Raw genomic sequence first — 22,509 nt, forward strand, 5'->3', positions numbered from 1 at the left:
TTTGTTTGGCAAATGGATGGTGTGGATAGAAGCGGAAATGCTGACTCTTTTAGGGGCAGCATTTTTTGTTGGCCACTGCCTGATTGAATCTGCAATTGGTCTAATCGTTTTTTGAGATGCTGTATTGAGATGTGATTTAACGTTACTTTAATCCTACGTCATAACTAGAAAGAGAACTTCACCCGAAGCTAAACTAGCGCCAGGCATGTATTGGGGGCTAGATTTTTTCTAACTAGTACTCTTCCAATTTAGATTCTAGAGATTCTGTAGATTCTATCGATTCTGATAATCAGGCATCTAGTATCAAAAGAATCTAGTAGAATCAAAAAATCTATTTTGGAAGAGCACTAGTTGTAATCTATGATCAAGTTTTTCACTCAACATCTGTGTGTGGCTCTGGTAGGAGCCGCTATTCTTTCGTCGTGTAGCCGCCTAATTGTAAAACGGCCTCTCCAATTCTGGTGAGGTCGTTTTACAATTAGGCAATGCTATATGATCTATGTAGATGCTGACTCTGATCATAAAAATGCGCTTGATAACTAGGTGGTAGACACTACCATAAAAAAACGCTGGCCTTAGTAAAGCCAGCGTTTAGGTTCTATCCACACCAAATGTAGGTTCCACCATTAACCTACAATCGCTATAATCTAGTACGCAGAGAGCATTTCGTTTGTGGCATTATTACTAAATCCTGCCAAATGATTTAACGTTTGCTTAGGGTATTTACAGTACCGTTTACATACTGTGGCGTCAATCGGATTTCTCATTCGATTACCTTTAGAGATCAGTAGTATGCGCTCTATCTACACCAGCCAGTCATGCTTAAACCACTTCTCTCGTCAATAGGTAAGGTTTATAATTTCCTGATAGCGTTGATCGTAGCTATTATTTTAGTTATCGTGACCTGGGTATTCTGGGGGCAGTATCAGGATTTACGACTTCAGAATCAGTTTACGAAAGAGGGTAAACTCGTTTCGGTGACGGTTGAGCAGACCAGTCGGAAGCACCAGTCCTGGCGGGATATATTCGGCAATAGCACCTATCTAACTTTTCCTTATCAAGGCAAAACCTACACTACCCGCTTTGTTATGGATTCGGGCTATGTGGGTTCGGGCGACCGGGTTAAGTTAGTATATCATCCAGCGTATGATGCCTTTCGGCAACCGGGAAGCGACAATCGGTTTGAGAGATCCGCGCGAAAATCCCGATTAATTGACTGGAGTACCGTACGCGATTTCAGTAGGGAGCATCAGTTGTTGCTGTTCTGCATAATACTGGCAACGGCTTCTTTTTTCATGATCACAGGGCTTATTGTAACGCTTATTCCACTTACATTTCTACAGGATATAGCCCGCTTTCTTCTTGTTGCGGAGCTTCTGATGACTGCGGTCTTCTTTTCGTATGATACCTGGAAATATTTTCAGTATTACCAACAGCTAAAGACTCACGGACAGGAGGTTATCGTTAAGGTATTGGATACACAGCGACACGCCAAGTACCGTAATTCAAAATCAAGAAGCTGGCGTGAGTATACCTATGAAGCAACCATTCGTTACCAACAGCAAGAGCGGGTAATTCCTATTAGTGAAGATGATTTTGAAAGGCTTAAGCCCAATGACTCGTTAAAAGCGCGTTACAATGCATCAATGAACGACTTGATGTCTACCGATTATTCGATTGATTATGAACAGCTTTTAGTGCCCGCGTTTTTGTGGCTTATCTCGTTCATCCTAATCCGTCCCTTCTTCACGCGCAAGAAAGCTTTAAAGTAGATTAACCCCAGAGCGGTGTCGCAACGGCGCATAGCTCTGGGGTTAAAACCGGGGCTATTTATGATACCAGCTTGCCCTCATTTATATCGGTCTGAGTAGGCGTACCTATACGCTCAATTTTACCAACGAGGAAGATATAGGAGCAGGCGCCGATAAATTCAATAATTCCAATAAAAGCCAGAGCTGGTTTAAAGCTTCCGCCTTGAATCAGGTAGCCAATTGAGATAGGCACCACGATTGAGGCCAGATTGCCCATGAAATTGAATACGCCACTCGTTAGGCCAATTAGGTGTTTAGGCGATAGAACCGATACAAATATCCACGAAATCAGGGCCATACCGATTCCGAAAAAGGCGAACGATAGGAAGAAGATAACCAATGTGTCGTTTTCGGTGTAGTTCGCGCCAACAATGCTTAACGAAAGAATAAACCCGATAATAATGGGTGCTTTTCGGGCCAGACTCGCCGATTTACCCTGATTGATGAGCCAGTCGGATAGGAAACCCGATAACAATAAACCGGCACAGGCCGCCAGAAACGGGATAGAAGCCAGATAGCCCGACTTGATAAAGCTTAAATGCCGATATTCCACTAAATAAGTTGGGAACCAGGTAAGGAAAAACCAGAGTGTAGCATTAACACAAAATTGCCCGATATAAACCCCCCATAACGTCCGGTTCGAAAGAATCAGTTTTACATTCGACCAGTGCCAAATATTAACCTGATCCTTTGTTTGCTCTTTTCCTCGTAATAAGCCGCCACCTTCTTCAATATAATCCAGTTCTGCTTTATTCACATTGGCGCTATCGAGTGGGTCGCGATAGAACAGATACCAGACAATACCCCAAATCAAACCAACCAGACCTGTGCCAATAAATAACCCTCTCCAGCCTGCATACACCTGAACCATTGCCAGAATAGGACTTAGAAACGCCAGCCCTATAAATTGGCCAGATACATACATGGCAATGGCCGATGCTCGCTCGTTATTCGGAAACCATTGCGTTACCACGCGATTATTGATCGGATACGAAGGGGCTTCGAGGGTACCGGTGGCCAGTCGGAGAAAGAACAGACTGCCAATGCCTCGAACAAGCACGTGGGCTAGGGTTACAACAGACCAGGTAATTAAACAGAAAGCATATAAAATGCGCGGTCCAAATCGATCGGCGATTAAGCCGCCCGGAATCTGTAACGCGGCATAGGCCCACCCAAACGCGGACAGAATATAGCCTAACTCGACTTTTGACAGATTAAGGTCTTTACCAAGGGCTGACGCAGCAACGCCAATATTGGTGCGATCCAGATAACTAATCGCTACATTGACGAATACGAGGGCTAACATCCCATACCGTACTCGGGTTGGTTTAGATTGGCCGCTTAATTGTACCATTGTTTCGGTTTAGGAGGTTTAGGTATTGGGTTTGCGGTTTGTGGTTTACGGTGGGCTGGCGCAGCAAAAGTCTGATGCGTCAGCCCACCGTAAACCACAAACCGTAAACTATAAATTATCTGGCTGTCCAACCGCCATCGACGGTGAGCATCGAACCAACCATGTAGCTTCCGGCGTCGCTGGCCAGGAAAATGGCGGCTCCCTGAATCTCCCGCAAATGCCCCCAACGACCTAAGGCCGTTGCCCCTACCACGAATTTCTTTCCTTCGTCGGTGTCGGCAATGGGCAGGTTCATTTCGGTCAGGAAAGGGCCTGGGCAAATGGCATTGACGTTGATATTGTAAGGGGCCATTTCCAGCGCCAGCGCGCGGGTCATCTGGACTACCGCCCCTTTGCTGGATGTATAAGGGGTTCTGTTGGACAAGCCTACCAAACCAAGTGTACTCGCCAGATTGATAATACTTCCCCGACCCGCTTTTTTCATGAATGGAACTACTGCCTTGCAGCACAGCCAGGTGCCCGTTACGTTCACCTCCATCACCTTGGCAAAATCGGCGGGCGTCAGTTCGTCGATTGGGCCGCGGATGTTAATTCCGGCGCTATTGATCAGAATGTCGATCTGCCCAAACGTGTCGATCGCTTTTTGGGCCATCGCTTCTGTTTGTTCTGGGCTGGCAATGTCGGCACTGAAAGCAATAGCTTTGATACCATAATCCTGACTCAGCTCTTGAGCGGCACTTTCGCCTTCTTCGGTATTCCGGTTGACGAGCATGATGTTGGCTCCTGCCGACGCAAGACCAGCCGCCATAGCCAGGCCAAGACCTTTTGAACCACCCGTAATGATGGCCGTTTTTCCAGTTAAGTTAAATTGACTGACTCCAGGTAGTATTTCTTTACTCATGAGGTTGCTTTATTTCATTCCTAATTTATCCTTGCTGTAATTCAGACAGGCTACGATGTTCTCTTCTTCGAGCGCCAGTTTTTCATCGTTACTTAGTTTTGCTACGCGAGGAAGGCCACCGGCGTATTTATGCTGCCGTACCGTTCGGAGCATTCGGGCCAGATCGGAGCCGGGTACTGAACCCATTGTTTCCCAGTAGGCATTGGTTACGCAGGGAATTTCCAGCGGGTCGCGGGTGATCATTTCCAGACTAAATGTTCCGGTTGGATTATGTTTTCGGCAGAGATCGACCATCTTGGGTAAGTCTAAAATACCCTTGCCCATTGGTACTTCCGATAAGAGAAATCCATCTGGATATTCCTCTACAGCCATGTCTTTTACGTGGGTACTGAACACATAAGGCGACAGGGTTTCGACCACTTCCATCGGGTCTTCCAGCAACGCCATGCTGTTGCCAAAGTCGAGGGTGACGCCAATCCACTCGCTGTTAACCTGTTTCAAGAGGTTCACTAAATCGGGAGCACGCCAGTCTTTGTGGTTTTCAACCCCTAGTTTGACCTTATGTTTGCGTAGCACGGGTTCGGCCAATTGCAACATGGTCAGGGCGTTTTTCTTCAACTCTTCGAAAGCTGCGGGAGAATGGTAGGTTTCATACCGTCGGCCTGTTGAGCAAACGGTTCTCAACACCTGCGCACCCGCTTCCCTGGCATTGATAACGTCCTGTTCAAATTTGGCGACTTCATCTGCCTTCTTGGGCAATCCAATCGAGCCTTCCAGGTAAAGACCGTATTTCTCCCGCACATCGCGCACCTTTTTGGCAAAATCGGACGACCAGCCACCTACAATCACCTGCACACCACCAGCCCCCAGTTGGTGGCAGTGATCAAGCAGTTGAATCGCGTTGGTAAAGGCCGGATATTTCTGACTGTCCACTTTTGAGTTCCAGCGGCTCCAGTACGAATGGACAACAATCCCCATCCGCTTATCGGCAAACCAGTCGGGAACAGCAGGGAAAGAAACAGCCATAGCACCTGCTGCAGCTTGTTGCAAGAAATCTCGTCTATCCATTTGGGTGAAGGTCAAGAGTTGTTTAGGGTAGGAGTTTATTGTCAAGAGTGGTCAGGTATTGTCAGGCATGGCTACTCTTGACTACTTCTGACTACACTTGACCATTCTTAACATCTTTATTTAGGACTAGTGGCTTGTGTCTCCTGTATGTATTTGTTTAACTCTTTGGCTGTCCAGGGTACTACGCGTCCCTGCGCCAGAATGCGGGTCATTCCCACCGTTCGTTTGCCGATTGGTCCCCCATTATTGCCCCATTCGTTACGGATATACATCAGAATCGAGGTGATTGACTGATCGTCCAGGGTCGAGTGGGCGGGCATAACCGGGAGGATATCAGGTGCGTCGTAAACACGTTTGTTAATTTCAACAGGCCCTTCCATACCATGCAGCAGGACAAGTGCTAATCGTTTCTCGTCGCCTAGCACCCAATCCGAACCAACTAAAGGAGGGCCAAAGCGAGGCAATCCGGCTCCATCGGTACCGTGACAACCCGAGCAGGTATTCAGATACAATTGGCGCCCCGATGCAAATAGCTTTTGCTCTTCATCGTTCAGCAGGCTCTTTTTAGCGGAACTGCTTTTTGCGGCAACGTGGCCGGGCCATTCAAACATTGATTCCAGGGAAGCCAGACGCGATGGATCGATTTTGTGGCTGGACTTGGCTAATAGGCTAGGGGCAGCAGCAAGTTTTATAGGTTTTATTTTGCTGCTTCCTGCAATCGACATACTGGTGATTACAGCCTTTTCCTGCCAGCTAAATGGTTCTTTGTTTGCATCTAAAAGCGCCAGTAGAGAGGTTAACTCAGCAGGATTTCGTTTTTTGATAATGGCTGTTGTCAGCACTTCAATGAAAATTTCCTTGGCGGGTTCGTGCGCCTGCCATTGGGGCGATTTTAGTAATCGTTGTAAAAAGGCAAACTCCTGATTCTGAAGGCTACTCATAGCCGCATCCCGAATCAAGGCCGATTCCCCATGACGCCCGACAATATTGGCGAGTAGCGGCTGAGCAGCGGATTGGTCGAGTACGCCAGCCGTAAAAGTCATCTGGAGAATTTGCTCGATGGGTGCCTGTTCCCATCTGGCCAGCAATTGCTCGCCGAGTTTGGCCCGAATGGTCTTATCCGTTTTGGCAAATGGCTCCAGCAACCGGAGTGCCGTTGAACTAACTAGCGGGTTCGGGTCGGCTACTAATCCTGATAACAGATTGGGGTTGCTTAGTTTCAAGCCGTCCAGTGTCCATAAAGCATGGAATCGCCCAAGCGGTTGCTCGCCTTTAGTGGCCAACGTTGTCAAAGCAGGACCAACCCGCTTGTCGTTCCGGTCGATGAGTAAATGTTGGGCTACATCCCGGTGCCATCCGTCGGCATTCGACAATTCAGCAACGAGTTCATCTGACGAAGCACTGGCCAGCTTTTTCGCCTTTGGGGCTTTCCAATTTTGTGGAACAATGCGCCAGATACGGCCCCGGTTGACGGGTTTATCCAGCTCACGGGCAAGGGTTTGCTCTTTCAAATAGGGCGTTACATACGCTTTGTGCTGGATAAGGCCACGATACATATCCGCAATATATAGGGCACCATCTGGACCCGTGGCCATATGAACCGGACGGAAACGCTCATCGGTTGAGGCCAGAAATTCGGTACCCGGATGAGGATCGTGTGCCGTAATAAGCAGCCCCTTTTCCTCTACTACATTGCGTTTAATGAGATTCCCGGCGGGTTCACAAACGAATGCATTACCATAATAGGCTGCAGGTAAAGCTGTTCCCCGATAGGCTAGGGGTGAGCAGGCGGCCGTAAATTCCAGCAAGTGACCCTCTTTGTCGAGTGTTCCGGGAATGTAGCCCCGGTTTACAGCTGGGTTGGGTCGGATTGGGTAAACGCGCCGATCGATGGTCAGGCCATGGTCGATGCCGGTGGTTGCTTTATGATTTTTATTACGAGATAAGTAGTTCGGAGCCACCAAATCAGCGTGAAGCTGCGACCAGTTGTAGTTGTAGTACAGACGGCCTTTATCGTCGTAACTAATGCCCCATTGCCCACGAAACTCGGTACTATCTCGCTCCCATTTTCCACCCACCAGACGATACCGAAGGCGCGATTTGGCGTTGTAATACCAGTTATCTAAACCCCGCCATAGTCCGTTTGGTGCATGTTCTGGCAGGCCGCTGCCTACATATTGGGCATCAACAACGGTCTTGGTATCGGCTTTCAGGTCACCGTTCAGGTCTTTGGTCATCCACAAAGCGCCATTTTCAGCGACCAGTACACCGCCTGGTACGAAGGCAAGGGCGCGGGGCATAACCAGACTGTCGAGGTACACTTTACTGACGTCCATCTGGCCGTCTCCATTCGTATCTTCGAGGACCGACACACGGCCAACGGGTTTATCCTCACCATCGCCGTTAACATCGGGCATGAACCCCCGCATCTCAACCACCCAAAGACGACCATCCTCATCAAAGTTGATGACCACCGGGTCCTGAATCATTGGCTCAGAAGCAACCAGTTGAATGCTCAAACCTGGTTCGAGTTGAAATGTAGCCTGTTCTTCGGCTGGTGTTTTTACGGGTGATGGGCCTTCCCCCAGTGTCGTTCGTACGTTTGTTTTAAAGCTGAGCAAACACAGAAGACTGGCACAAATCAGGCTACTAACATAGACAGGCTTAACCATGAGGCATATATTGGCATTATAGCATGATAAAGCATTATTACGAGGATACTACTTGCGTTTGGTAGCGATATTGTCCGCTTTTGTAAAACTTAAATACTATTTAATGTGTGGGCTACTGAAAACAACGAAGCTTGCCTTTAGGGTTACCAAAAGCTGTTATTAACCAACGAAGGGAAGTTCCTGAACTAGGTTAAACACAAGAAGGCCCATCAATTGACGAGCCTTCTTGTGTTTAGTATGGAACCGGGCGTTTATCTACGCTTAATGCCCTTGGTTTGCTTGATAACGAGCGGCACACAAGCATCTGTTGGGCAATTGCAGACGGTTGGCAACAGCATGACCGTTGCATCTGTGTAACAACCTGAACTGTTATACACTCGAACGGTATAAGCCGTGGCCACCGTCGGATTTGCCAGGTTGTTCACAATCAGTCCATTGGTAGGAATCACTTGTTTGTTGCCCGACAAGGACGCAGCCGCATTAAAGCTACTTCCTGACGAGTACTGATAGGTGTAGCCCGTACGGAATTGACTCAGAACGATTTTGCCATTGGTTTGCGCCGTACCACCGATACAGGTAACAGGTGTAGCTGTCGCCTTGAACGTGGGCAAGGTATCTTCTTCAACAATAAATGGGCAGCAGCTAAAGTCAGGACATTTACCCGATACGTTATCGACAGCCAGACTATACGTACCTGGGGCTGTTACATCCAGTACATTCGTAGTTTGTCCGGTGATCTCTACATTATCCTTGAACCATTTGTACGCCGACCGTCCTGGAGCAGCCGTTAATCGAAGCAGGTATGAATCACCAGCACACATCACAAACGGAACAGACGTACAAACCGTAGCTGTATCGCCCGGAATGGTGGCTACGTTATACATAATGCCCGAGCTATCGGCAATTGCCTGGAAAGTCAGGCTTAGACTCTGACCAGCACTGATGGGCGCTACCTTCCAGGTGCTGATGGGCGTTCCCTGGGTAAAGGTAGTGCCCGATGGCGCTGTAGCCGAATTGGCTACATAGGCCAACCCTGTAGTTGACGAATCGCGTACCACTACGTTGGTCGCCGTTGTTGTTCCGCTGTTGGTTAGTACGATGGTGTACGTGAGTACATCCCCAACTTTAGCTTTCGACTTATCGACTAGTTTGTTCAGCGATAACTGCGTACCGGCTGGTTGCGTACACGAACCCGGTGCCGTATAAACCGTCGTAGTTGTTGAACAACCCGGTAAGCTAGCTGTCACTGTGTGGCTCGCACCATCCGAAACCAGCCCGTTGAAGATGGCCGAGGTTGTGACGGTACCTACTGTGGCGGGTACTGCGAAGGTTAGACTATTGACCCCATGACTCACGGTTAACGTGCCCGCTGTCGGATTGGTCATCGTTACCAACACAGTATTCGAATAGGTGTTCGTAGCGGTGGCACACAAACCTGCTGTGGCAGTTGCACTAACACTACAGACTGGTGCCACCGAACAACTAGCTGGGGCTGTATACGTGGCCGAAGCTGTTCCGCAGGCAGTACCACTGCTAACTACCGTAACGGTATGCTTGGCTCCATCACTCTGCAGCGTTGTATAGCTGTAGCTGATGGTGGTAGTTCCGGCAGCCGCCGTCAAGGAACGAACATAGCTACCATCAGTCAGCGTGAGTGTCTGGCTGCTGGGGCTGTTGGTTACAGTGATCGTTCCTGATAGAACATAGAGATTAGTAGCCGGATTACAGGCCGAGGCACCAGCTGTCAGGCTCAGGTTACAGGCTGGCGTAACCGAACAACTCGCCGGAGCACTATAAGTCGTGGTTGTTGTTGAACAACCTGGCAAGGTAGCCGTCACGGAATGGCTGGTTCCATTGGAGATCAGACCATTAAATTCAGCCGTGAATGTGTTCTGACTGTTTGCCGTCGTAGAGAACGTTAGCGTTTGAGCACCATCCGTAACTGACAGGGTTCCTGAGGTTGGGTTCTTAACCGTTACAACAACTGTTGACGAATAGGTATTGGTCGCTGTTTGGCAAAGCCCTGCCGTGGCTACTGCGCTAATGGAGCAGACGGGAGTGATTGAGCAGGATGCGGGAGCTGCGAATGTAGCTGCCGTGGTGCCACAGCCAGGGAGACTAACAGTAGCCGTATGACTAGCTCCATCAGAAACCAGACCAGCAAAAACGGCCGTGAACGAAGGCGTGCCTGCAGCGATAGTTTGACTGATAGGCGTTGACCCTGGAATACTCACCGTTAAGGTACCAGCAGTTGCATTGGTCAACGGAACCGCAACTGTTGCCGAGTAGGTATTGGTTGCCGTAGCACACACGCCAGTCGTTGCCGTAGCCGAGAGTGAACAGACGGGAGCTACCGAGCAACTCGCCGGAGCCGTGAACGTTTGACTAGCGGGCGAACAGGCCGAGTTGGAGTAACTGGCTGTTATTGTGTAAGCCTGGCCATTCGAAACAAGCCCGGAATAACTAAATGTGCCCGATACATTAGCCGTTGCCGGTAAGGTTAAGCTTCGCGGAGTAAAAGCGCCTGAGGTAATGGTTAGCGTTCCGCTGGTTGGTACGTTGGTAGCGGTAATGGTGCCCGACAACACATAGCTGTTGGTGGCCGACTGGCACAAACCAGGTGTCACAATCATGGCTAACCCACAAGCAGGCGCTACGGTACAGGATGCTGGGGCGCTATACGTAAGGCTCGTGGTGCCACAACCACTCAGGCTCACGGTCACGGTATGGCTTCCTGTCCCAGATGTTAAGCCCGTTAGTGAGTAGGCTACCGATGTTGCCGAAGCCGCTATTGTAACTGTCGTACTTTTTGCCCCATCTGTAATCGTAGCTGTTCCACCAGTAGCATTGTTGGCTAGCTTAATAGTACCGGATATACTGTATTGATTTGTTGCTGTACTACAAACCGATAGTGTAACGGTGGCGCTTAACGAACAGGGGTTGCCAATCGTAATGGTGACAGTAGCCGGTACGCTACATCTGCCGCTCGTTACCAATACCGAGTAAATACCTGCGTTGGCTGTGGTTGCATTGGGAATGGTTGGATTTTGCAGCGTTGAGTTAAATCCATTAGGTCCCGACCACAAATAAGATGTACCACCCGAAGCCGACAGGCTAATAGTACCCCCAACTGGAACAGTTGTTAGGGTGGCCGAAGCACTTGCGGCCAACGTACAGTAAATGCCCTGATCCCAGCTGAGATCGGTTTCGCCCGCAGTAATGTCGGTAACGGAAACGATAGTAGCTGGACCACCATCATAGGTGATCGGTGATCCGTCGGAATCTAATGCTGGATTCGCTGTTCCTCCCTTTGGCGATATACTGTAGCCTGCTGGCAGTTCGAAGACGGCGTAATAGTTGCCTGGAGGTAGGTTCGAAAATAAATATTTACCACCGTTACCCGTAATTGTAAACGCCCAGAGTGGATCGGTAGCTGGGTTGGCGGTGTTGGTTGTTGGGTTAAACAACTTCACTTTAATGCCGTCGATACCTTGTTCGCCCGCGTCCTGCACACCATCGTGGTTGCTATCGAACCATACGTAATCACCATAAAAACCAGGTTGTCCAGCGTTTACTTTGATCCCCACTTTGATGGGTTCAGCCCCGAGCAGTGGGGTGTTGTTGTCGGTCCGGGTGGCAACAAAACCGAATGAATTCCAGGCAATTTCGCCGTTGGTTGGCGCATCGACGGGGGCACGCATCGGCCAGGTAAATTCGAGAGAATCACCAGGTTGAATAATAATGCTGCCCAAATCCAGTTTGATCGACTGCACTTTGGTAATATCACTCGGGAGAGTCGTTGACCAATTGGCCGGTGTACAGCCCGTTGGAAATGGAGATGGGTCTGAAGACGATTTCAGTTCATCACGGCACGGGTTCGATGAAATACTGTAATAAACTGTTACGCCCGCTGGTGCTGCAATGGCATCTGCCAGATTAGGCCGCCATGCTGTGTTTCGTGCACTTAAGTCGATCACACCATGATCACCCACAAATGGCAGAATATCCAGAACTTCAATATCCTTCATGGGGACATTGCCCGTATTTCTGACCACCAACCGATAATCGGCTTTGCCACCCGGTACGGTGTTCCCCGAAGCCGGATAACGGGAATAATCGGTATCAAGCTGACCTTTCACCCACTTGATAGACTCCATAGAAGCTGAGGATGAAACGGTAATGGCACAACTATTATAGGATGACTCCTGAGTTCCAAGTATGTCGGTTGTGCTACTATTGCCATTCAAATCATACTGATCTGTAACAGATGTTGGAGGCCCGCCATTAGTATGACTAAAGGAGCCAATATTATCTCCGCTAACATAACCTTGTAGTTGATGACCTGATGTACCTGCACTGGTCAGTTTCATTTGAGCACTTACCGACATACTGGTGCCATAAGGTAGTTTAGTGCCAGCAGGGAATGTCCATCGCAACAGGAAACGGCCTGTTCCTGCGTAATTAGGAATGTATTCAAACGTAGGCGTTACAGTCAAACTGGATGTACCTGCAATAAATGAGGCACTATTCGGCACGTATTCAAAATAACCAGCGGGACTTGGGAAGAGCATCAGAACTGGATTGCTCAAATCGGCTCCACCAAGATCCGTAGACACAGTAAGCGTATTTGTTAATGCCTGGCCGGCTAAATAGGGCCCCGAACAAGCGGGGGCATGATCGGTTCTTACACCAACAATAGCTTGAGTAGGGCGAGGTTTTAAGGTGAGCGAACCATCACAAGCAGTTCGACTGGCTGGAATACCGGGTGTAGTACTGGTCCATGATACACAGTTTTGAATGGGAGTATCGGTTGTAACCTCTGTAGCTGGTAAGAAGCTAAATGATGGACAAGGGGCATTCCCGTTTGTACCCGCCAGAGATGAGTTAGCTGGAAAAGGCGAAACCAGAACTATTTTGATTTTGGTGTAATATTCTGCCGAGTTATTGGGGTTTGGCCCTGGTGCAGTACTGGTTAATGACGTTGGGGTCCAGTTGCTGTTTAAGTTAGTCTGGTATTCAAAATGATCAATGGCATTAGCCTCATTATAAAAGTTTCTCCCTGCATACCGTAAATTAGATGGAATGCTTTCGATGAGTTCAACATTGTTCAGATCAACATTTCCTGTATTCGTAAAACCAATACAATAGGCTATCGTTTGGCCAGGATAGACGCTTGGTCCCAAACCATAAACTGGTGATTTTGTAAGGCTTGCATTGGCAGTTGGAACACTTAAAACGGTAGATTCACTCAAATCGTTGACACAAGCGTCGGGAGAAACCTGGCTGCCATCTGTAACGGTAATCGGGCTACCACCAAAGGGCGTGAATGTTAAAGTTGATGTGTTCGTTACGGTTTGTCCACTTGTGAAACCTGCCGAAGAATTGTATTTTACTTTAATCTGTAATTCATAGATATTAGTTGTCCAGTAAGGAGCCGGGTTCAAATCTGGTATGACAGCCGTGACGACGCCCCCACTTTGCGTAATCGTTGTCGAGACTGGATTGCCGCTACTGGCATTGATTAATTGAGCGCTTACGAATTGTGCTCCAGCAGGCAAATTATCGGTTAGCGTAATATTTGTGGCCGTTAAGTAGCCGTTGGGCACATACCCATAGCTTAAATCATTGCCAGTTACGCGAATGGCATAAGTCGTCACGTTATCCAGCGCACCACCACTCACCAGAACCTTTTTCGTGCAGATATAGGGAGCTGCCGTTACGGTTATTGAATGGCTTTTTACCCCCGATGTAAATCCCCCAGTACTCGTTAACTCAGCCGTGGTATTGACTACAGTTCCGTTGGGGATCGTGCCATTGTTTACAGTTAGCGCTGCTTCTAACACGCCCGTAGAACCCGAGGGTGCAGGATCGATGAAATTGATGGTTATTTTTTTTTGCTCCAGGCGTATTATCAAAGACAAAATTGGCCGCCGGAGCATGCACGGTTCCTACGAAGTTACCCGCATTTACGATATAATCGGGCAGATTGATAACGGCCTTTACTCCTGAGGCATTCCCCGTAGTACTGGATATAGAATAATCTAGCTGCATGGAGTACTGCCAGCCAGCTGCTACTGTCGTTGCATTGTTTTTCTCCGTGTACTGGAGTGAAACCGTCACCTGTGCTTTTGCCTGTAGGCTAAGCAGAAACAACCCGGCTAGCCAGAACAGAGCAGCAGTCTTTGGATGAGTTTTAGTAAATGATAGAAGCATAATAAAAAGCGGTTTAAGCGCAACGTGGATGAAAAAATAGGACGTAGCCAACCGTTCAGGTGCCTTTGCGGGCATCTGTGCATCAGTAGTCAGCTCAGTTAGATTTTTAGTATGGCAGACTAATCAGCCATGATTACAAGAGCCTATCTTGCCTGGGTATATGATTAGGGAGGGGCCAAAAAGGAGAGGAGGCCTTTCGTAGCTGAAAAATGGGTGAACTAGACTTTTTAGGTCTGACTAACTGTCTGGATGGAGAACAGTGGAATGAGGAATAGTAGATACTCTTCATGTTTTTAATAAATTGTATTTACACGCAGAGCTTCTGTGCTATCATGCGCCAATCAATAATTGTCACCATTGGCAATGACTATGCCACTTGTATTAGTATTAAGATATACACACAAATTAGTAAGTTATGGTGAATTGTATTTTTTTATCGACTATTTCAAGTTACTGAATTACTTGTTAGTAAAACAATGTCCGTTTTCTATCAATATCAGTGCCATTCTTGATGAACTGACGAAAAACTGATGAATTTTCCATTCATGTATTTAATGTCTTTATTGACATACTTTTGAGCTTGATACACGTCAGGCGTTTCGCTGTAAGTTGTGTCAGCGTAACGACGCCCGATGGTTCTGGTAAGACTTTTCTGCATTTGTTCCCCGTCTATGTATCGACAAAATATCGTTACCCGTTTCCTGCTAATTGCGCTCCTGAGTACGTTGCCGATCGGCGTGTCGATAGCTTCCGAAACTCTTTACTATCTGGTTAAAAAGGCTGATTGGGCAGCTCAATCGGCAACTGCTCATTACCGGCCTGTTGCTTTGGCTACCGATGGTTTTATTTCTCTTTTAACGCCAGAGCGGGTAATGCTTACGGCGAATGGCTTACATCGAAATCAGACCGATTTGCTCTTAGTGAAACTTAAGGTCTCGTCGGCCGATCCTCGCTTAAAATGGGAGCGAGTGGCTGATCGTGACGGGTCAATCCCACGTTACTATGGCGAACTTCCGCATATATTGATCAGGAAAGTATATGCGCTGAAGCCCAAAAAAGATGGCACATTTAGCCTGCCTGATGCGCCATTCCTGAAGCGGGTTAGCGCCCATTTACTCCCGAAACGACTTGTTAATAAGTTTCTTAGCTATCAGGAGTGGCAGGATACTGAACGCTTTCATAAGCTTCAGACCCGAAACTTTCAGCGGGCTAAAGTCCAGTTGCAATGGTGGTATTTCGATTTTTTTCTTCAGGATGGGAGCTCAGTTACGCTGGCGTTTATTCCCCAGCATTGGTGGGAAAAACCCGAATCGACCAGCGACAAAAAAGCTGTATTTACAATAGCGCTTAAACCCCGAGAAGGTGCTGCAAAGCGGTTTACGACCGTTGTTCCTCAATCGACGATTAAAACCTCGGCCAGTCATCTGGAAATTCCGTCTCGTTTGGTTATTCGGGCTGTTCAGGGAAGGGATGACAATCAATTCTCGATTCAGGTAAATTTCCCGGAAGTCAAAGGTGAGTTTCTTATTACCCCGACTCAGCTTCCGTTTGCGGCTTACCCATCGGGCTTGATGCCGGGGCCATTGCGCACGGTATTGAGCGGGGCTCCTGTGGGATCGCCAAGCTTTAGCTACGTTTCTCAGATTCCGAATGGCGTTGTTTCCGGATCGCTTGCCTGGGACGATTATCAGGCTCACTTCAGCGGTCAGGCTTACCACGAGCAAGGTCGACTAAACGACACGCCAGAGCGTCAGGGTGGAAGCTGGACATGGTACCACTTTGCGGGTGATGGCTGGAATATTTTTGGTAGTCCGGGTAGCTACATTTATCTACAAAAGGGTGATCAGATTTTGTGCGCAGGCTTTCAATTGATCAGCAAGAATTATACGCTTCAAAATCGTACCTATTCAAGCCCCGATCATACCAAATTGCTGACGGGAGGGGAGATTCAGTTTCAGCACGAGAGCCTTAGGTTTCGACTCAAAATGGCCCCTTCTACGGCCAAAACGCTGGTTTGTTTTCCCTCTGCCAGTCCAAGCCAGGTTTGGGGAACGGTAGGAGGAGAAGCCACTCTTTCCATCTCAGACGGCTCAACAACCCAAACGCTTGACGGTCGAATGTTTCTGGAAAGCTGCTCCTGGGAGATTTATAAAGCCCCGAAAGAGCACTAGAGGCCCATTTTAATTTTCGGCAGAAGGTATGATTAGATAAATAAGAAATGACGCCTACAGCTGAACAATCTGAATATTATTGCCGCAGGTATCATTAAATACGGCAATTGTTACCGGGCCCATTGTCGTTGGTTTCATGCTAAAAACGACTCCGAGTTTTTCCAGTCGTTCGTATTCACTCTGGATATTGTCGACATTAAAGGCCATCAGCGGAATGCCGGCGTCAAATAAGGCTTTTTGATAGGCAGCAGCAGGCGCAAAGGCCATTGGCTCAAGGAGTACCTCAATGCCGTCCCGTTCTTCATTCGAGACAACGGTTAGCCATTTATGATCGCCCAAAGGAACCTCCGTTTTCTTGACGAAACCTAGTATTTCTGTGTAAAACTTGAGCGCTTTCTCCTGATCGTCGACTAATAAGCTCGTTACTTTGAGTTTCATATTCCCTGCTAAAATGAGTTCTGATCGGCAATCTCGCCGAGGGTCTTTGGCTTTACTTATGGTCTTGGCAAAGGTCTATACTGATTGCTAAACGCACTTCTCGAAAATTGCTATTTTTCTGGATATATCTGCGAAAATGAGGAAGTAGTAAGGCGGTGAATCACTAGCTAAGAACGCAGGTTTTGCCGGTTTTTGTAGACTGTCGGTGTCGAACCCGTAATCTTTTTGAAAAGACCCGTAAAGGAACTGGTGCTGTCAAAACCAACGGCAAAACAGACGTCTTTGATACTGTTGTTTGTTCGAAGGAGCTGTTTTGCTTTTGCAATTCGAACAAGTATCAGGTATTGGTGTGGTGTCTGGCCGTATAGCTTCTTGAAAAGACGAATAAAATGGAATTTCGAGACCGATGCTTCCTGTGCAATAGCGTCGAGTGTCAGATTGTTATCCAACTGGCTATCCATGAATCGTTTTGCCTGAACGACTTGCTGGCATAGTGATTCGTGTGGGTAGAGTTCGTTCTTGAATTTTAGTACTTGCTGCTGGTAGAATGTCATAATGGGAGCGTTATCAACCTCTCACAGATTCATAATCCAATAATACCAAACCCGCCGAACGTTTCCATCCGACGGGTTCAATTTTATCGATTTCATTTACTGCGCCACCGGCATCAGACGAAATACATAACCAGGGTTTTCGACCGATACGTACAGATACCCATCGGGACCCTGTTTGACGTTCCGAAGTCGACCGATATTTTTTAGGATATTTTCCTGCTTCACCACTTTGGTGCCGTTCATGACGCAACGGTTCAGGTACTGAAACCGCAGCGAGCCAATGAGTAGATTGCCTTTCCAGCCTGGATATTTTGTGCTCTCAACGAAAGTCATGCCCGAAGGGGCAATTGAGGGGAGCCAGTAGGTGAGGGGTTGTTCCATACCCTCTTTGGCCGATAAATTGGTGATGGGTTTGCCATCATAATTAATGCCGTAACAGATGACCGGCCACCCGTAATTCGCTCCTTTTTTGATAATATTCAGCTCATCGCCCCCACGAGGGCCGTGTTCCGTTTCCCAGATTTCGCCCGTTGCCTGGTTGTAGAGCATTCCTTGGGGATTCCGGTGACCGTAGGAATAAATAGACGCATGGGCGTTTTTGTCGTTCACGAACGGATTGTCCTGTGGAATACGGCCATCATCGTAGAGTCGGTGAATTTTGCCTAAGTCATTGGCAATGGATTGCGGGTTTTCTTTTTCATTTCCCCGCTCGCCAACGGATACAAACAAATAGCCTTTTTTATCAAATTCCATTCGAGAACCGTAATGGTGACGCGTTTTGGAATAAGGCAGCGCTTCAAAAATGACTTTCTGATCCGTCAGATCATTGCCTGCTAATTTGGCCCGCATGATGGCTGTTGTCGACAGTTTTTGGTCGCCTTCATTTTTCACCGCCGAATACGAAAAGTAAACGAATTGGTTTTTGGCAAAATCTGGATGCAGAACAACATCCAGTAATCCACCCTGACCTTCGGCCAAAACCGTGGGTCCACCCGAAATCTTTACTTTTTGGTGGTTTTTAGACACCCGGTAAATATCACCGGAGCGATCCGTAATCAGCAGCTCGTTGTCGGGCAGGAACGCTAATCCCCAGGGAGAGCCAAGATCCGTAGCAACAGTGTCTAACTTTACGGTTTGTCCTTCCGACGAAAACACGTTTGAGGTAGGCTTAGTGGCAAACTTATACTGATCCACATTTTTCAGACTTTCCAGAATCAAGTCGGCTAGCTGGTCGATTTCGGTGGCGCTCAGGGTTGCTTTCCAGATTGGCATGCCTAAATCGGGATAGCCTCCCGAAATGCTTGTAATCAGCTCGCTCTTGGTATTGCCATGCTTCCATTTCCGGTCGACAAAGGCTTCCACTTTCTCGCCGTGACACGAGGAGCAATACGTTTGATAGTTCTCTCTAGCCGTTTTTGCGGCTGGCTTCGGCTCAATAAAAAAGCTACTGAGCAAAAACACAGCAACGAAAGCGGCACCGATCGTAAAGCGTAACATAGGGTAGAAGGTGATGTTTGTAAATTGAAGCCTAATATGGCAATGTTTTACTACTCAGTCGGTTTGGCAGTAGTTCACAACTACTCAAAATAAAAATAGCGTACCATGTTGAGCGTAGTATTAACTACGTTCGAGTGTTATCCGGTCTCTGACCGGGGGAAATAAGCTCGAAAAACTGGTCGGAGACCAGATAACACCAGGGCGTAGTCTAGAGACTACGCCCAACAATGGGTGCGCCGGCTTAATTGATTTGAACCGCTCCAAGCGAAAGCCCTACTCTCTTTTTACACAGCCACCAATTCTTTGCGTTCTCCGATTTGTTGCCGCCACATGGCATAGTACAATCCTTTCTGGGCTAAGAGCTCATTATGGCCACCTTGTTCAACCACATGGCCTTGCTCGAGTACGAAAATTCGATCGGCATGCAGGATGGTACTCAGGCGGTGGGCAATGAGAATGGTGATGTGTTGGCGGGAACCAGACAAATCACGAACCGTTCGGCCAATTTCTTCTTCGGTAAGCGAATCAAGAGCTGAGGTTGCTTCGTCAAATACCAGCAAGGCCGGTTTACGGAGTAAGGCTCGAGCAATACTTAGCCGTTGTTTTTCGCCACCAGACACTTTCACCCCGCCTTCACCAATGACCGTATCAAGTCCCTGTGGGGCACGAGCCAAAAGCGAATCAGCAGCCGCCTGATGCAAAGCCGTCAGGCATTCTTCATCCGTAGCGTTGGGCGCTACAAAGCGAAGGTTTTCACGGATAGTCCCGGCAAAGAGCTGTGTATCCTGCGTAACAAAACCGATCTGTTCCCGCAGCTCATCCAGATTGACTTCGGAGCCAGGAATATGATTGTACAAAATCTGCCCACGCAGCGGTTTGTATAACCCAACTAGCAACTTAACAAGAGTTGTTTTTCCCGAACCACTAGGGCCAACAAAGGCAATTGTTTCGCCCAATTTCGCATCGAACGAAATCCCATCGAGCGCTGGTTTGTCGGCGGTGAGGTGTTTGAAGTGAACATCCTCAAAGGCCAGTGTTTTGAGCGTTTCCACGGGTTGCGGATGGATTGGTTGAACATCGCGAGGGGTATCCAGAATCTGCTGGAAATTTGCCAGCGAGGCTTCCGTTTCCCGATATACGTTGATGATGTTTCCAAGTTCCTGCAACGGTCCAAAAATGGCGAATGAATAAATGAACAGAGAGAAAAATTCGCCTACCGTAATTTGTTCCCGCACTACCAGAAACAGCATAAGCAGCATAATCGCATTGCGAAGTAAATTCACAAACGTGCCCTGAATAAAGGACAGAGATCGGATGTAGCGTACTTTTTTGAGTTCGAGTTTTAGGATTTTTTCGGTCGTACCATTCAGTCGTTCGGTTTCCTGCTGAGCCAATCCGAGACTTTTGACTAACTCAATGTTGCGCAAACTCTCGGTGGTAGAACCCGCCAGCGCAGTCGTTTCGGCAACAATCGTTTTCTGTACAGTCTTGATTTTTTTGCTGAGTAACGAACTGACAAAACCCAGCAATGGAATCGTGAGGAAGTAAGCCGGAGCAATGGGCCAGTAGACCGTAGCGGCATACCACATCACAAACACAATACCCACAACCGAAGTAAACAGCACATTAACAAACGATTGAATCAGTTTCTCGACGTCGGAACGGACTTTCTGTAGTTTGCCCAGCGTTTCGCCCGACCGTTGATCTTCGAATACCTGGTAGGGGAGTTCGAGCGAATGCCGCAGCCCATCAGTATAGAGCCGAGCCCCTAGCCGCTGGGTGATTACATTGACATAATAATCCTGAAAGTTCTTAGCGATGCGGCTCACCATAGCAACACCGAGCGCCTGTAAAATCAGGACACCTGCCCCGTTTTTCAGGAAGTCCCAGAATCCTAACGGTCGCAGGGTGCCACCAGGCTTAACGACGTACTGGTCAATGATTTTTCGGAAAATGTACGGATCAAGCAGCGAGAAAATCTGGTTGATAGCCGCCAGTACCAGCGCAAGAGCCAACAAGCCCCAATAGCGCCGTAAATAACTGTAAAGAAGTTGCATAAATAAGTTAGTAGTAGTACAAGACGTTGATGAACCAGGCGTACCTAATACCCGACGGCCTCATAAATACAACACAAAATGGAGGATTTTAGGTCGCTTGGAGAGAGCTGTTTTAACTGCGAAGAGCGCAGAAATATCGCAAAGGCTGCAGAGCAATAGTTCTTTGCAATCTTTGCGATACCTTTGCGCTCTCTGCGGTTAAGCTCCCTTTATTCAATGAAAAATGCCGTTTTACTTCTTTTTATCCTCAGTCTGCTAACGGCTTGTGGTGGGAATACTGAAAAAAAACAGGAGACTGCTGTCACCACTACAGATTCTGCTGTCGCAGCAACCCCAAAACCTAAGAATTGCCAGTCGGTTGTCGATGCCGATAAACTGGGTAAAGCCGATGTGTACCAGGAGTCGGGCAAATCCATTAAAGTTTCGCTGACATTAGATCAGGACACCAGTTCGACGCAAGTGGGTTCTAATTGCTACTTTAATAATACGATTACGGTGTTGGCAACGAAAAAGTCCGGGAGTCAGCTGTTTAAACGAACGCTTCTCAAAGACGATCTACTGTATTTTACCAAAAGTGATGATGCCATCAAGCAGTCTATCCTGAAAAAAGTAATCTACAAACCCACCTTCAATGGCCAGCGCTACATCACCCTGACGATGCATCTGCTGGAGCCTGTCAGCAAAAAGACAATGGATTTTACGTTGTTTATGAACTACTTCGGGGAGATTGTGAAGGTGAAGTAGGAAGTTGGTAAACCTACCCTAGTACGCGCCGTTAAGTTTATTGGCGAGATCGAAAATATCCTGTTTTCGGGCGATAGCGTTTATCCATGTTGAGGGTATATCGTTAAATCCATAATATAATCCAGCAAGGCCGCCAGTCACACAACCTGTGGTATCGGTATCTTCTCCAAGATTCACCGCTTTCAACACCGCTTCCACATAACTACTTGTTGTTAATAAGCACCACAGACTGGCCTCTAACGTATGGATAACATATCCTGATGAGGCAATTTCTACCTCTTCGTATTGATAAATTGGTCGGATTTCGTAATCATCGATTGGGTTTTCTAATAACCGATGAAAGCGGTTAAGCTCGATATCGTCCAGAACAGAATTCGCCCTAAGGAATTCGTTTATAGTGTTCTGCATAACTTGGAGTGCCTGAAATTTCTCCAAACCATTTAGTAGGAGCAAGGCATATTCACAATAAATAAAGCAGGAAAAAATTGACCGAATGTGTCGATGAGTGATACCTGATACTTCAGCAATGATTTGATAGCGTTGTTGTATAGGTTTATCTTTTAAGTAAAAAATAATAGGTAAGATTCGCATTAGTGAACCATTTCCATTGTCGTATTCACCCGCTCCTCCAGAAGTTTTAGGGCTAACTCCAGTTGCTATTTTGTGAAGAGCTGTAGACGTTGCTATACCAATATCAAAGACATTACCATGGGGCGTCCACAAGCCAGCACTGTACCATTTAACGGCTTGAAGAGCTATGTCGTCAAGGTTATAGCCTTTACACAAACTTTCAGCTAAACAAAAAGCTAATGAACTGTCGTCTGACCATGTTCCAATAGGCTGATTATGAGTGCCAAACCCAAGCATGTCAGTTACAGGGTTATTGTGTAAAATCTTTCTGCTGGTAAATTCGACAGGAACCCCCAAGGCATCGCCTACACATAGTCCCATAAGGGCATTTAGGACATTGTTTGATGAAGTTTTAGATGTGTTCATTGGGTTAATTGTTAAATTAGTGGTACTGAAATT

14 protein-coding genes are annotated in these 22,509 nt (G+C 47.5%); 3 read left to right on the plus strand and 11 right to left on the minus strand.

Annotated features, from left to right (window positions below; all coding sequences use genetic code 11):
- Nucleotides 1-818 precede the first annotated feature (818 nt).
- Complete coding sequence (locus tag H3H32_RS05820) at nt 819-1,772, plus strand: hypothetical protein (protein WP_182461712.1); 954 nt, start codon at nt 819-821, stop codon at nt 1,770-1,772.
- Nucleotides 1,773-1,830: 58 nt separating this feature from the next.
- Here the strand turns inward: H3H32_RS05820 and H3H32_RS05825 are convergent, their stop codons facing one another.
- The 6 genes from H3H32_RS05825 to H3H32_RS05850 all read right to left on the minus strand — a co-directional run bounded on the left by H3H32_RS05825 (nt 1,831) and on the right by H3H32_RS05850 (nt 14,019).
- Nucleotides 1,831-3,165, minus strand: coding sequence for an MFS transporter (locus tag H3H32_RS05825; protein WP_182461713.1), 1,335 nt, complete (start codon nt 3,163-3,165; stop codon nt 1,831-1,833).
- A 115-nt stretch (nt 3,166-3,280) separates the two neighbouring features.
- Complete coding sequence (locus tag H3H32_RS05830; protein WP_182461714.1) at nt 3,281-4,066, minus strand: SDR family NAD(P)-dependent oxidoreductase; 786 nt, start codon at nt 4,064-4,066, stop codon at nt 3,281-3,283.
- Between the two features lie 9 nt (nt 4,067-4,075).
- Nucleotides 4,076-5,134 carry a sugar phosphate isomerase/epimerase family protein gene (locus H3H32_RS05835; protein ID WP_182461715.1) on the minus strand — a complete coding sequence of 353 codons (1,059 nt, stop codon included), beginning with the start codon at nt 5,132-5,134 and terminating at the stop codon, nt 4,076-4,078.
- A 116-nt stretch (nt 5,135-5,250) separates the two neighbouring features.
- A complete protein-coding gene (locus H3H32_RS05840) occupies nt 5,251-7,806 on the minus strand; it encodes a DUF7133 domain-containing protein (RefSeq protein WP_182461716.1) in 2,556 nt (851 codons plus the stop codon).
- A gap of 251 nt (nt 7,807-8,057) precedes the next feature.
- The gene (locus H3H32_RS05845; protein WP_182461717.1) at nt 8,058-13,649 is read right to left on the minus strand and encodes an SdrD B-like domain-containing protein; all 5,592 of its coding nucleotides are present in this window, start codon (nt 13,647-13,649) and stop codon (nt 8,058-8,060) included.
- Nucleotides 13,579-14,019: a hypothetical protein gene (locus H3H32_RS05850; RefSeq protein ID WP_182461718.1), complete on the minus strand. Its 441-nt coding sequence runs from the start codon at nt 14,017-14,019 to the stop codon at nt 13,579-13,581. The genes H3H32_RS05845 and H3H32_RS05850 overlap by 71 nt, the downstream gene beginning before the upstream one ends.
- A 671-nt stretch (nt 14,020-14,690) precedes the next feature.
- Here H3H32_RS05850 and H3H32_RS05855 point away from each other — a divergent pair.
- Entirely contained in the window at nt 14,691-16,190 is a 1,500-nt protein-coding gene (locus tag H3H32_RS05855; protein WP_182461719.1) for a DUF952 domain-containing protein, read from the plus strand.
- A 54-nt stretch (nt 16,191-16,244) separates the two neighbouring features.
- On the opposite strand, the gene H3H32_RS05860 is transcribed toward H3H32_RS05855, so the two are convergent.
- The 4 genes from H3H32_RS05860 to H3H32_RS05875 all read right to left on the minus strand — a co-directional run bounded on the left by H3H32_RS05860 (nt 16,245) and on the right by H3H32_RS05875 (nt 20,736).
- Nucleotides 16,245-16,628 carry a VOC family protein gene (locus tag H3H32_RS05860; protein WP_182461720.1) on the minus strand — a complete coding sequence of 128 codons (384 nt, stop codon included), beginning with the start codon at nt 16,626-16,628 and terminating at the stop codon, nt 16,245-16,247.
- Between the two features lie 167 nt (nt 16,629-16,795).
- Nucleotides 16,796-17,182 carry a helix-turn-helix domain-containing protein gene (locus H3H32_RS05865; protein ID WP_182461721.1) on the minus strand — a complete coding sequence of 129 codons (387 nt, stop codon included), beginning with the start codon at nt 17,180-17,182 and terminating at the stop codon, nt 16,796-16,798.
- Between the two features lie 96 nt (nt 17,183-17,278).
- Nucleotides 17,279-18,679, minus strand: a complete 1,401-nt coding sequence (locus tag H3H32_RS05870; RefSeq protein WP_182461722.1) for a PQQ-dependent sugar dehydrogenase — start codon at nt 18,677-18,679, stop codon at nt 17,279-17,281.
- 284 nt (nt 18,680-18,963) lie between these two features.
- Nucleotides 18,964-20,736 (minus strand): ABC transporter ATP-binding protein, encoded by a 1,773-nt coding sequence (locus tag H3H32_RS05875; protein WP_182461723.1) that lies wholly within the window; start codon nt 20,734-20,736, stop codon nt 18,964-18,966.
- A gap of 216 nt (nt 20,737-20,952) precedes the next feature.
- On the opposite strand from H3H32_RS05875, the gene H3H32_RS05880 reads away from it, so the two are divergent.
- Nucleotides 20,953-21,480 carry a hypothetical protein gene (locus H3H32_RS05880; RefSeq protein WP_182461724.1) on the plus strand — a complete coding sequence of 176 codons (528 nt, stop codon included), beginning with the start codon at nt 20,953-20,955 and terminating at the stop codon, nt 21,478-21,480.
- 18 nt (nt 21,481-21,498) lie between these two features.
- Here the strand turns inward: H3H32_RS05880 and H3H32_RS05885 are convergent, their stop codons facing one another.
- A complete protein-coding gene (locus H3H32_RS05885) occupies nt 21,499-22,476 on the minus strand; it encodes an ADP-ribosylglycohydrolase family protein (RefSeq protein WP_182461725.1) in 978 nt (325 codons plus the stop codon).
- Nucleotides 22,477-22,509: the final 33 nt, after the last annotated feature.

Source organism: Spirosoma foliorum (assembly GCF_014117325.1).
GTDB classification, from domain to species: Bacteria; Bacteroidota; Bacteroidia; order Cytophagales; family Spirosomataceae; genus Spirosoma; species Spirosoma foliorum.